The organism is Paenibacillus sp. NPDC101420 (assembly GCF_050277435.1).
Lineage (GTDB): Bacteria > Bacillota > Bacilli > Paenibacillales > Paenibacillaceae > Paenibacillus_AQ.
Genome location: NZ_JBNNSE010000004.1, coordinates 175,721 through 188,760 on the forward strand (window position 1 = coordinate 175,721; position 13,040 = coordinate 188,760).

Sequence of the window (13,040 nt, forward strand, 5' to 3'; positions counted from 1 at the left end):
CAGTTATTCTCCTTGTTTACGGCACTTCTTCCAATTGGCGCAGGAATGGGTATTCATCCATGATTGCTTATATTCCTTATTCTGTTATCCACTGCCCCCTTCTTCTTTGCTTATCAATTACCAACGTATTTGAACGCTTATTATAGCGCTGGCTCGGACTCATTCCATAATACATAGATTGGAGAAACGAACCTTGAGAGTAAAGTTAGCACATATTTTGCTTCTACTTACGGTGATTTTTGCGGTTCTACTGTATAGAGGGAGTCTTGACTCCATTGATCATCTGTTACAAGACCGCGTGATGCAGCACGAGCGGTCTGTGGATACTACGATTGCTATCATCGGGATAGACGATCAGAGCTTGGAGGACTTTGGCAGCTGGCCGTGGAGCAGAAATGTTCATGCACAGCTGTTAGATACGCTCTCCGAGGGACATCCAGCAGTGATCGGTTTTGACCTTACGTTCCCTGTAGGCTCGGAGGACCCGGAGGCGGATACAGAATTCGCTGCGGCTGTGGCCCGTGCGGGGAATGTAGTTTTGCCGGTATATGGCACATTTGCGCCAAATACCGAGCAGGGAAAGATCGAAGCGCTGGAGCTATCCCAGCCGTTTGAGGCTTTGCGGAAGGCTGCGGCTGCAACCGCCCATATCAATACTATTACGGATACTGATCGAGTGGTGCGTAAGGCTCTTTATTCTTTTGACTATGAAGGGGAGTCTATTCACAGCTTGTCATGGACGGTCTACCAGAAATATCGAGAGGCGATGGGGGACACTGCTGATCCGCAGAAACTCCCACTGGATGACTTTGGGCGCTTTTATATCCCTTATTCAGGTGGCAATGGCGACTTTGAGGAGATTCCTTATTCGGCGGTTCTTAGCGGAGAGGTTCCACCATCTTATTTTGAGAATAGAATTGTGCTTATAGGGCCCTATGCTACAGGGTTTAAGGATGACTTCCTAACACCAATTAGCGGAAAAAATACGTTATATGGTGTGGAAATTCATGCAAATATCATTCAATCTCTACTGGACGATAATTATAAGCGGGTACTGGATTGGAAGTGGAACGAGGTAGTGTTGCTTTTTGTTGCGCTCCTAGCCTATCTACTATTCCGTAAAGTGAAGATGCTATATTCCTATGTGGTCATTGTGGTCATCATTGCCCTTCTTATCTTTGCAGGTCGTTTTTTCTATGACCAAGGGATAGTAATTTCACTGGGTTATGTGATTCCCTTTCTAATCGTTAGTTGTATTATCGTAATAGCTTTTCAATATTTAGAAGAACTGATGGAGAAACGTAGAGTTACGGATATTTTTGGTCGATATGTTGCCCCGCAGGTTGTCGATCAAATTCTCAAGAACGGTAAAGAAGGGCTGAAGCTGGGAGGAAGCCGCAGAGAGCTAACCTTGTTATTCGTTGATATTCGCGGGTTCACTCCGTTGTCGGAGGCTGCTGAACCAGAGGAGATTGTTGAGATTTTGAATGAGTATCTGGATCTGACTGCGGGTTGTATTTTTAAGTATGATGGCACGCTGGACAAGTTTATCGGGGATGCCACGATGGCGATCTTTAATGCTCCATTGCTGCTGGAGGATCATCCAATGCAAGCGGTGAAGGCGGCGTGGGCGATGAAGGAAGGCTCGGCTGCGGTGGAACAAAAGCTGTTCGAACGGTTTGGTCTTGTAGTGAAATTCGGTATCGGGGTGCATACTGGTCCAGCTGTATTCGGGAATATCGGCTCCAAGACCCGGATGGATTATACAGCGATTGGCGACACCGTCAACACGGCAGCCCGTCTGGAAAGCAATGCGAAGCCTGGACAAATCCTCATCAGTGAGGCTACCTACGCTTTTGTAAAAGATAGAGTATCAGCCGTTTCATTAGGAGAGATCAAGGTAAAGGGCAAGGAACAAGGAATCAGTGTCTATGAACTGGAGGGATTGAGATGAGGTCGTTAAAGCTTACACTGTCGTTTATGCTGTTGTTCAGTATTCTTTGGCCAGCAGTTGTCACAGAGGCGAAGGATAGCGTCAAAGTTGGGAAAATAACTGCGGTCTCAGGCAAGTCTGAAGTGAAAAAGAGCGGTGGAACGAAGAAATTCAACGCTTTTAAAGGAATGGCGATTATCCAAGGTGATACGATTATAACAGGCAATGATGGGCAAATTAGCCTCGATCTTGATGCTAACAAAGAAGTTACGATCGGAGCTAGCACTACGCTTACCATTAGCCAATTAGTAGAAAGCGCAAAGGCATTGGGTGGGAAAACAAGCCTGAAGCTGCAAAACGGGCAAGTCCTGATCAAGGTGAAAAAGAAACTGGATGGCGATTCTCGCTTTGAGATTGAGACACCAACGGCTATTATGGGCGTTATGGGTACAGAGTTTTTTGTTAGCGTTAATAGCCAAGGTAACGTAGTCCTTAATAATGGGATAGGGAATAACGGCGATTATCTGGGAGTTCTGGAAGGAACAGTTCATGTAGTTTCGACTATTGATCCCACGCTGATTGAGCGTATGATAACAGCCTCCCAGCAGTTAATTATGGAGAATCAACAATGGATAGAGTCGCAGTTGTCCCTAAATGCATTACCACAATTTGCGCTAGAGCAGCATTTGAAATATCTGAACGAAGAAGAGGTATTGGAATTCGAATCGGCTAAGAAAAAAATCGAGCAACTACTCGAGCAAATCAAAGCCACTATGCCCGTTCACTCAAGTCCGCCTATTCCAACAATTCCACCTCAGATTCACTATGATCTATCTAGTTCAGCTCCCTTAGATATGACGAGACCAACACCGCCGATGAGACCTACACCAACGCCGACACCGGAGCCGACGTCAACACCGACGCCGGAGCCAACAGCAACGCCGACGCTGGAACCAACACCAACGCCGACACCAACGGCAACGGCAACGCCAACACCAACACCAACGGCAACGGCAACGGCAACACCAACACCAACACCAACACCAACACCATCGCCGGTACCAACACCGGAGCCAACACCAAAGCCACTAGGTGCGCCTGAGTTAGACCAGCAGGAATTTAGAGAACATATCTATGACTATCTCGTCCGTGATAATGAGATTGTTTTGCCGTTTACTGCACCATTAGTCTTTAATATCACAGATGACTCTAATCCTAATGCTGCGAGGGATGGGGTGAGTGTTACTTTGAATCAAAGTGAGGACAAGCTCGATTTAGGTGAGGTATATATTCGAGAGAATAAGCTTCACATTCAGCTGCGTGAATCACTTCCTTATAGCTCTTTCGTTCAAATCAAGGTGAACGGCGGTTTGTTAAAGAATGCCCTTTCCGGGGGTGAAGTACAGGAAGAGGATCAACTGATAGCAGATGGCGGTTTTACCTACAAGGGAATGATCACTCCGAGTTATTTTAACCATACTGGCCCTATAGGTGAAGGTGAAGCACCAGAATTTATCATCCATTCGCTGGGTTATGATGTAGGGGAGATTAGATATCATTATGAATATTCTGAGGGAGATCCATCTTCACTAGAAGATACAGATTATGTACTGGAGCGGAACGGTGAGAATACCTTTGTGCTTAAACTTACTCCGGAGTTCTTGAATGGATTATTTCCCGAACCTTATATCGTTACCATTCCTCTCGTGAGGAATGAAGATACAGAAAACGGCCCTGTTGAGGTAGTAGTAGACAACCTCCAGATTAGATTATCTTTGTTATTTTAAAGGCGCAATAACCTTCGAGAGGAGAACAAACATAATGAAAAAGGAACTCATCTCCATCGTTTGTGGATTTATGCTCATAAGCGCAGTGCCATCTAGCATCGTTACCGCAGAGGCAGTACAACCCGTAAGCGGCAACGTTCAAGGGAGTATAAATCAGAATATCTCTTCTAACGCTGTACTCTCTCTTAAACAGCCATGGGGATTGACTGCTGTATCTGGCAGCAATGATCTCATTATCGTACAGTCCGGAAGCGGTACTATCAGCAAGTGGAGTAATGGTGAGCTGCAGACAGTGGCTGGACAAGGTGCAGAAGGATATATCGATGCGAATAGTGCAAAGGCCTTGTTTAATCATCCGACGTATACCGCTGCTGACAGTAAAGGCATTATCTATATCAGTGATACCGACAATCATGTCATCCGTAAAATTAAGAATGGAGAAGTATATACCTTCGCAGGAACGGGAGCGGCTGGCTATAAAGATGGACAACCCAATACCGCGCAGTTTAACGCGCCGGGTGGATTGGCAATAGACAATAATGACAATGTATATGTAGCCGATACGCTGAATCATGTGATTCGCAAAGTTACACCGGAAGGTATTGTGACTACTTTTGCAGGTCAGCAGGGTAATATTGGTGCTTATTTAGATGGTTCGGTAGCTTCGGCCAAATTTAATGAGCCCGTGGGTCTTGTGTTCGATGAAACCGGTAATCTCTATGTGGCTGACAGTGGGAATCAGATGATTCGATTGATTAAAGGCAATATGGTTGAGACCTTTGCGGGCAAAGCAACGACAGTTGATCCAGTGACTGGATATATGGCTGGAGGGTTCCGCAATGGAGATCGTCTGTCTGCGCTGTTCCATCGTCCTCGTGGACTCGCCTATGCCGATGGAGTCTTGCTGATTGCTGATAGTCTGAACCATAGGGTTCGGGCCATTCAGAAAGATGGAAGAGTCATCACAGTTGCAGGGCAGGGCACCTTGGGAGATCAAGTTGGAGCATTGGATAAAGTGATGTTTAATCAGCCTTCCGGTGTTGCGTTTGCTTCCGGGAAATTGTATGTGACGGATACGCTGAATAACAAGCTGAAGGTATTGAGTCTCGATTTGCAAGCCCTTAAGCCACTGCGTAGCGAGGGTGATCTGCTCGATGCAGTCTCGCTACTACCAGCGGGTAAGGACATGCAAGTATGGTTGGACGGAGTACAGGTGAAATTGAATACTAACAATCTACCACTTGAGCAATCCGGCAAAATTTATTTACCGGTTAGAGCGCTATTTAGCGCATGGGGAGCGGACATTCGTTGGGATTCGGCAAGCAAAGAGACGATGATTAGCAAAGGGGAGTGGACACTTTCCCTAAAGCCAGATGCAAGCCTTAATGTGCAAAACATAAAGGGCACTTTATATGTGGCAGCTGAATATTTGCCGACGGTTTCAGCTTTTATGCAGGTTTATGATGAGGACAGTCACGCAATTGTACTGGAAAGTGGTCAATAATGGTTCGTTATTATAAAAGTTAAGGCTGTCGAGAAAAATCTCGACAGCCTTTTTTTATGACGACAATCCTTCAACGACTTTATCAATATTCCATTTAATCATCTTAATGTATGTGTCGCCTTCTTCGCCTTTCTTAGCTAAAGAATCGGTGAAAATCTTAGAATGTATCGGTACACCCGTTTCATTGGAGATGGTTTCCATTGTTTTCGGATTAACGCTCGTTTCCAAAAATAAAGCCGGCACTTGATTTTCATCAATGATTTTAATTATATTTTTCATTTGTTCTGGCGTTCCTTGACTATCGGTATTGATTTCCCAAATAAATGCGGATTCAAATCCGTAGGCTTTTGAAAAATATTTAAATGCCCCTTCGCTTGTAACCAAAATACGTTTCTCCTGCGGGACTTTTTTTACCGCTTCTTTTGCATATTGATCCAATTCATTAAGTTTCTTAACATATTCTGATTGGTTATTCAGATAAAATTCTTTGTTGTCCGGATCTTTTTCGATTACATGTTTAGTGATGATATCTACATATTTAATAGCATTCTGAACATCAAGCCAGGCATGAGGATCTTCTTGAGTTTCTTTACCTTTTTCTGTTAGGTACATTGGAGTTACTTCATCTGAGACGGCAAAAGCGACATCCTTTTTATTAGTGACATCAAGAAGGTCTTGGAACCACCCCTTACCTGTTTCCAGGTTCAATCCGTTATAAAAAACTAAATCTGCACTAGATACTTTACTTGTATCCTTAGGTAATGGATCGTACATATGCGGGTCTGTTCCGATGGGAACCATGCTATAGACCTCAGCTTTTTCCCCTACAATGTTTTCGGTCATATCCGCGATAATGGAGTAGGTTGCAACAATCTTCAATTTGTCATGGTCTGCTTCTCCCTCACTAACGGTTGAACATGCGGTAAATAGCAAGATGAACATTGTCAAAGAGAGCATCTTTATTGTTTTTTTCATCCTTGTTTAACCCCTTTTCTTAGAAAATTATTTTTGGGCGAGATAATAAATGATATAGCAAACAAACTTACCCCTACTAGAACAATGGTGGCACTTGTAGGTAAATTGAATCTGAAGCTAATGATCACACCTATAATTCCAGATACAGCGCCGATGGTGGAAGCCAGGATAATCATATGGATCAGCTTATTTGTCCAAAGATATGATGTAGCTGCTGGAATAACTAGCATTGCAATCACAAGCACAATGCCTACTTGAGATAATGAGGACACAGTAACCACGGATAACAGCATCATCAATAAATAATGATAGAATCCCGTTTTTAAACCAAATGCCTTAGAGACGACAGGATCAAACGAGCTAATTAACAGCTCTTTATACAACAATGAAATGATGGCAATAACAACAAGCATGATAATAAATGATTGCATTAACTCGGACTGCGGGACGGCTAAGATGTTACCGAATAAAATATGAGTTAGATCAAGCCCGCTCTTGGCGAAAGTGATTAAGACAATTCCTAGAGCGAAAAATGAGCTGAGAATAATTCCGATCGAGGTATCACTTTTGATATTGCTGCGACTTGTTATGAATTGAATGAGGATGGCCGCTAAAAGTCCAAACAATGAAGCTCCTACAAGAATGTTGATCCCTAAAATATAAGATAACGCCACACCTGGTAATACAGCATGAGATAAAGCATCTCCCATTAATGACATTTTTCTAAGTACAATAAAACTTCCTAAAACCCCTGAAACAATGCCGAGAATGATAGCAGACAATCCGGCGTTAAGCGCATAGATCGGAATGTTTAATAATGATGAGAAATAATCAATCATTTTCGGCGCCCCCCATTCCTTTGATTACAAGATTACCTAAGGAAGCCCCGTAAGCATTGAGGATATTGTCGGCTGTAAAGGTGTCTTTCACATCGCCAAAAGCAATAAGCTTTTTATTGAGAATGATTACTTTGTCAAAGTATTCTTCGACTTCATGTAAATCATGATGAACGATCAATATGGTTTTCCCTTCTTCGCGAAGCTGTTTAAGCAGTTTTACAATGATTTTTTCACTGACTAGATCTATGCCGACAAAAGGTTCGTCTAAAAAAAATACATCCGCTTTTTGGGCAAGCGCTCTGGCAATAAAAACTCTTTGTAGTTGTCCTCCGGACAAATTACTAATTTGTTTATTTGCAAGATCACTTATATCTACCATGGCCATACATTCCTCGACGCGTTGCCGCTCTTTTTTCCCGGGGCGCTGGAAGATTCTTAAGTTTGGATAGGTTCCAGTTAGCACTGTATCGTTCACTGTGATTGGAAAAGTAAGGTCAATATCATTTTTTTGCGGTACATATGCGATCTTCCGTTTATACTCAGAAATGTCTTTTCCCTCTACCCTCACCGTTCCGCTTCTTTTCTTGATTACTTCTAACAATGACTTAATGAATGTCGATTTTCCTGCACCATTTGGCCCGATAATTCCGATGGTATACCCAAAGGGAATGTCGATATTTACATTTTCTAGCGCTGAATTACCGAAATAATCCACGTTTAGGTTTCTAATTTCAATCATTAAAAAGCTCCTCGTCTTGAAATTTATTGATTTGTTTCCTATTGGAAACATTTATTTTAATTATCTAATTTGTTTCCCTAGGTAAACATTTATTCTTAGGTACAATATATTTAACAATGGGCAAAATGTCAATGAAAAAGCTTAAAACTTATTTGATTTTGAATTAGTACAAGCATGCGATCTGCACCGGTATTGGGGTGATTTTTTTAGAATTAAAAATACATACTTGACAGGTAGGAATAAAGGGTTATATGATATCAGCAATACTTAAACACTAATTAAATGAACAGTGAAATAATTTATCTGAGCCGATTGGACCGCCAAAGGCTCCCGCACTTTTCCCTTGCCTGGGATATGTGCTGGGAGTCTTTTTTTGTTGGCTATGGAGAGAGATGAGGTAAGAATGAGCGATACGTATTGGAGACAGCTGGAGGAGACGGACTGGGTATTCCGCAAGATGGTCCGCAGATTTGTAAAGGAACGGGATAAGGTTGCAGTAGCAGGCATCTCTTTACCCGGCATGCTGATTCTACATAAAATCATTCGCGAGGGTGAACAGCGGCTTGGGGATTTAGCAGATGAACTGGACTTTACGTCAGGTGCGATCACAGCTTTGAGCGATAAGCTTGAGGCAGGCGGATTTACTGTACGCAGACGTAAGGAAGGGGACCGCAGGACGGTGATGCTGGACATCACAGACAAAGGCCGGAAGATGGCAGAGCTTAACAGCAACATTGGGGAACGATGTATTTCGCTTCTGTTTGAGGGGTTCACGGAAGAGGAATTGGTGCAGCAAAGTCACTTTTATCAGCGGATCATTAGTAATCTCGAAGGATTCTCAGACATCTTGCTGAAGCTGGTGAAGGAGAATGCTGAGGCTGAAGCTTCTCCAAACCTTGAACAGAAGCCACGAGCAGTCACAAAGAAAAGTAATTATCTTAGCTATTAAAATAAATTAAATGTAGGAGAGATGAACGATGGGACATTCAACCATATTTCCAACTGGAGCAACCGTATTTAATCCGAGCAAAGCGTGGAGTGGCTATACCGTATTTCAAGCGGGTGAAGAAGGTGTTGTACTGATTGATATGAACGGTAAAGAAGTGCATCTGTGGAAGGGACTGCTCGGGTTTCCGGCTAAAATCTTCCCTGGTGGTTATGTGCTAGGCAGTACAGGAAGGAGAGATCCCAAATTTGGCATTCAGGATAATGTAGATCTGGTGCAGGTCGATTGGGACGGTAACATCGTATGGAAATATAACAGCTATGAACATATAGAAGATCCGGGTTATGAACCGCTCTGGTATGCCCGCCAGCATCATGACTATCAGCGCGAAGGCAATCCGGTGGGTTATTTTGCACCAGGGCTAGAGCCTAAGGTAGACGGTGGCAAAACCCTAATCCTCGCTCACAAAAATATCTACAACCACCAAATCTCCGACAAGCAGCTGCTGGATGACACGATTATCGAAGTGGATTGGGAAGGGAATATCGTTTGGGAGTGGGCCCCGAATGAACATTTTGCAGAGCTAGGCTTTGATGAAGCGGCGAAAAACGTCTTATTCCGTGATCCTAACTCACGCTCCTTCGGGAATCTGGGGGGCGGTGTCGGTGACTGGTTGCATATCAATTCAGCTTCGTATGTAGGACCTAATAAGTTTTACGATGCAGGCGATGAGCGTTTCCATCCAGATAACGTGATCTGGGATGCACGGGAAGCGAATATTATCGCAATTACAGATAAGCGTACCGGGGCCATCGTGTGGAGAATTGGTCCAGACTACTCACTGCCAGAATTGAAGCATATCGATTGGATCATTGGCCAGCATCATGCGCACATCATTCCGAAGGGCTTGCCGGGAGAAGGAAACCTGCTTGTATTTGATAACGGAGGTTGGGGCGGTTATGGTCTTCCCAATCCATCTTCACCCTTTGGGCAAAAAAATGCACTTCGCGACTACTCTCGAATTCTAGAGATTAATCCAGTGACACTCGAAATTGAATGGCAGTATACCGCGGCAGAAGCAGGATTCTCTGTTCCGACGGATTCTTATAAATTCTATAGTCCTTATATTAGCTCAGCCCAGCGGTTACCGAATGGCAACACCTTAATTACAGAAGGATCTAACGGTAGACTTTTCGAGGTTACGCCAGAGCATGAACTGGTCTGGGAATACATCTCGCCGTATAACGATTCCAGAAATACAAACATGGTTTACCGTTCCTATCGTGTGCCTTATGCGTGGGTACCGCAGCTGGAGAAGCCGGAAGAACAAGCGATTGAGCCGATAGATGTCACGCAGTTCAGAGTACCAGGAGCTGCACCTAAGGGATCGGATTCGGTAGTGAACGTGGCAACAACCCTGCCGTTTGTTGAGGGGGCTGCTTGTGTGGCGACGACTGATGAAGGTAGTAGCCGCAAAGCCAACTAATACATTTGAGGGGGATGTCGTTGTGAAAAAGTCATGGATCAGCTCAAGCTTTCTGCTCTTATCCTTATCCGTTGTTATCCTATTATCAGGTTGCAGCTCCAAAGGTGATGCGTCGTCCTCTAAAGATGGAGCATTGAACGGCAAAAAAGAGACATTGAAGATTAAAATCGCTGACATCAATACGAATCCAACCTTTCGTGTGGCATTAGATAAAGGTATCTTCGCCAAACACGGGATAGACGCCGAACTAGTCAACTTTGGTTCCCCGGCAGAAGGTGTAAATGCACTCTTCATTAAACAGGTAGATGTGGCTTTCGGGGCCGATTTTCCCTTGTTGAACGCAGTGTCGAAAGGAGATTACGCTATCATCGCCTCTGCGGGTCTGGCGACAGATGAAGCTTCTACAGAATGGAAGCTGTTCGTACAGGATGATATCAAGACAGCTGAGGAATTGAAAAGCAAGAAGCTGAGCTTTATTCGTGGAACCTTCATTCCGTACCTTTGGGATGAATATTTAAAAGAGCATAACATCGCGCTCAGTGATGTGGAATTGATAGGGCAGGGAGCCTTTGACGAATCTTATATCGCTTTGAAGCAAGGGGCTGTGGATGGTGCATGGTTCTATGGTTCAGTTCTTAATGATAAGCTGGGTGCCCTTGCAGGCGTACATGAGCTGACGGATATGTCCAAAACAACCGTGCGGTTAGGGATGGGCATTGTAGCAGGGAATGATTTTGTAACGAAAAATCCAGAGGGGATCGCGAACTTTCTCGCAGCAGTGGATGAAGCAGGGGGCTATGCCCAGGCTCATCCAGATGAGGTTGCTGATTTGATGTACGAGGAAGTGAAGCAGCCTAAGGAATCGACGATCAAAGATCTTCCGAACAATCCATGGGCGCTCGGATTCACGCAGGCGGCTTATGACAGTCTGACGAAGCAGAAGAAATATATGGTCGACAATGGAATCATTGAGAAGGATTTTGATCTGGATAGCAAGCTGAATCTTGAACCGCTAACCAAAGCTTTGCCGGAAAAAGTCACGTATAAGAAATAGGAGGGTTCAGCATGTCATCACCTGCTAAGCAGCACACCATTCATATTGAGCAGCTTCGCAAGAGCTACAGTGAGTCAGCCGCTGGAGATGTTCATTATATTATTAAAGATGTGGATCTCGTAATCAAAGGTGGAGAGTTCTTCGTTCTACTCGGTCCAAGTGGCTGCGGAAAGTCGACGCTGCTGAATATGATCGCCGGATTTGTTTCCAAATCTGGCGGTAACCTTCGGGTGGATAACGAAGAGGTGAATAAGCCTGGCAGAGATCGGGCAGTTGTATTTCAGCAAGCAGATTCCTCTTTATTCCCTTGGCTAACGGTTCGAGAGAATGTGGAGTTTGGACTGCGAATGAAGAAAATCGCAAAGGCTGAACGGCGCACGATATCGGATAGGTTCATCGGACTTGTAGGACTGAACGGGCATGAGGAGAAGTTCCCGAAGGAGTTATCGGGAGGCATGAAGCAGCGTGTTCAGCTGGCACGGGTGCTTGCCAATGATCCAGCGATCCTGCTGATGGATGAACCCTTTGGTGCGCTTGATGCGATGACCCGGAGGACGATGCAGAAAGAACTGGTCAACATCTGGCAACAGACGCATAAGACGGTAATTTTTGTAACCCATGATATTCAGGAAGCCTTGCTGTTGGGGGAACGGATCGGCATTATGTCTGTAGGCCCTTCCTCTAACATCACGGACATTTATGACAATACGCTGCCTTATCCACGGGACGTAGCCTCAGCGGAATTTTACTCGCTATACAACCAGATTCAAAGCCATTTCGAAGAATAGGATAGGGTGGGACAGATGATGAAATGGGTGGAAAAGAAATGGGTTTCTGTATCCATACTATGGATTGCCGCACTCTGCGTCTGGCAGCTTGGGGCAGTGATCTACGGTCCTGATGTGATCCCTGGACCGTGGAGTACGCTTAAGGGTGGACAGGAACTTCTGGAAGACGGAACTTTGATGCAATATATCGGGATTAGCTTTTACCGGGTGCTAATTGGCTGGGTACTCGGCAGTTTAATGGCGATTCCCGTAGGTCTGATTATTGGAAAGGTGAATGTAATTCGTATCTTTGCAGAGCCTTTTCTGAACTTTATTCGTTTTATCCCGCCGATTGCATTCATTACATTGTTTCTAGTGTGGTTTGGCATTGGGGAGCAGTCGAAGATTGCGTTGATTATGTACGCTACCTTTTTTATTGTGGTGCTGAATACCTTGACCGGTGTGATGTCCGTAGAGGAGGATAAAATCCGCTCAGCCCGTAGTATGGGCGCCAGTGAGTGGCAAATTCTGATTCATGTGATCGTCCCGGCGACGATACCGTATATTTTTACAGGCATCCGGTTAGCGATGGGAACCTCGTATATGGCGATTATCGGTGCGGAAATGATTGCTTCGAACGAAGGTGTAGGTTATCTGATTTGGAATTCCAGATTGTTTTTCCGGACAGATTGGATCTTTGTAGGGTTATTCTGTCTTGGCTTTATGGGCTTTTTCACGGATCGGTTATTTGGATGGTTCGGCAAGAAAGTGCTCTATAGATACGGCGTGGTAAGTGTGGCGGCGCGTAGAAGGTAGTATAGCTTTAAGCATAAACACGAGAACCGCCTGAGTGAATCAGGTGGTTTTTTGGTATGTCTTACTTTTTATTTACAAATATTCCTATCCTCCTTAATGCCGCGAAAATAGTACACGCCTATACTGCAATTGGGTGCCTAACAGTTGGAGCATAGAGAAGCCCGCAAATAAGAAATAGGAGTGAAGGGGAAATC

Annotated in this window: 11 protein-coding genes; 8 read left to right on the forward strand and 3 right to left on the reverse strand. The window is 44.4% G+C overall.

The window, feature by feature from the left end; genetic code table 11:
- The first annotated feature begins 193 nt into the window (after positions 1-193).
- The 3 genes from ACQKMP_RS18690 to ACQKMP_RS18700 are packed head-to-tail and all read left to right on the forward strand — an operon-like array spanning position 194 to position 5,224.
- Positions 194-1,954 carry a CHASE2 domain-containing protein gene (locus ACQKMP_RS18690; RefSeq protein WP_052404116.1) on the forward strand — a complete coding sequence of 587 codons (1,761 nt, stop codon included), beginning with the start codon at positions 194-196 and terminating at the stop codon, positions 1,952-1,954.
- Entirely contained in the window at positions 1,951-3,720 is a 1,770-nt protein-coding gene (locus ACQKMP_RS18695; RefSeq protein WP_427470401.1) for a FecR family protein, read from the forward strand. The genes ACQKMP_RS18690 and ACQKMP_RS18695 overlap by 4 nt, the downstream gene beginning before the upstream one ends.
- A 34-nt stretch (positions 3,721-3,754) precedes the next feature.
- Positions 3,755-5,224, forward strand: coding sequence for a stalk domain-containing protein (locus ACQKMP_RS18700; RefSeq protein WP_052404117.1), 1,470 nt, complete (start codon positions 3,755-3,757; stop codon positions 5,222-5,224).
- 54 nt (positions 5,225-5,278) lie between these two features.
- Here ACQKMP_RS18700 and ACQKMP_RS18705 read toward each other — a convergent pair whose 3' ends face one another.
- From ACQKMP_RS18705 to ACQKMP_RS18715, 3 genes are read right to left on the reverse strand one after another with little or no spacing between them, the layout of a single operon-like run.
- Complete coding sequence (locus ACQKMP_RS18705; RefSeq protein WP_042184197.1) at positions 5,279-6,199, reverse strand: metal ABC transporter substrate-binding protein; 921 nt, start codon at positions 6,197-6,199, stop codon at positions 5,279-5,281.
- On the reverse strand, positions 6,196-7,038 hold the full coding sequence (locus tag ACQKMP_RS18710) for a metal ABC transporter permease (RefSeq protein ID WP_042184200.1): 843 nt from the start codon (positions 7,036-7,038) through the stop codon (positions 6,196-6,198). The genes ACQKMP_RS18705 and ACQKMP_RS18710 overlap by 4 nt, the downstream gene beginning before the upstream one ends.
- Entirely contained in the window at positions 7,031-7,774 is a 744-nt protein-coding gene (locus ACQKMP_RS18715; protein ID WP_197071295.1) for a metal ABC transporter ATP-binding protein, read from the reverse strand. The genes ACQKMP_RS18710 and ACQKMP_RS18715 overlap by 8 nt, the downstream gene beginning before the upstream one ends.
- 406 nt (positions 7,775-8,180) lie before the next feature.
- Here ACQKMP_RS18715 and ACQKMP_RS18720 point away from each other — a divergent pair, with 406 nt between their 5' ends.
- The 5 genes from ACQKMP_RS18720 to ACQKMP_RS18740 are packed head-to-tail and all read left to right on the forward strand — an operon-like array spanning position 8,181 to position 12,846.
- Positions 8,181-8,726 carry a MarR family winged helix-turn-helix transcriptional regulator gene (locus ACQKMP_RS18720; protein WP_042193136.1) on the forward strand — a complete coding sequence of 182 codons (546 nt, stop codon included), beginning with the start codon at positions 8,181-8,183 and terminating at the stop codon, positions 8,724-8,726.
- Positions 8,727-8,754: 28 nt separating this feature from the next.
- On the forward strand, positions 8,755-10,209 hold the full coding sequence (locus ACQKMP_RS18725; protein WP_339244383.1) for an aryl-sulfate sulfotransferase: 1,455 nt from the start codon (positions 8,755-8,757) through the stop codon (positions 10,207-10,209).
- Between the two features lie 22 nt (positions 10,210-10,231).
- The gene (locus ACQKMP_RS18730) at positions 10,232-11,263 is read left to right on the forward strand and encodes an ABC transporter substrate-binding protein (RefSeq protein ID WP_076285212.1); all 1,032 of its coding nucleotides are present in this window, start codon (positions 10,232-10,234) and stop codon (positions 11,261-11,263) included.
- A gap of 11 nt (positions 11,264-11,274) precedes the next feature.
- Complete coding sequence (locus ACQKMP_RS18735; RefSeq protein ID WP_042184205.1) at positions 11,275-12,051, forward strand: ABC transporter ATP-binding protein; 777 nt, start codon at positions 11,275-11,277, stop codon at positions 12,049-12,051.
- A gap of 18 nt (positions 12,052-12,069) precedes the next feature.
- A complete protein-coding gene (locus tag ACQKMP_RS18740; RefSeq protein WP_427470671.1) occupies positions 12,070-12,846 on the forward strand; it encodes an ABC transporter permease in 777 nt (258 codons plus the stop codon).
- Positions 12,847-13,040: the final 194 nt, after the last annotated feature.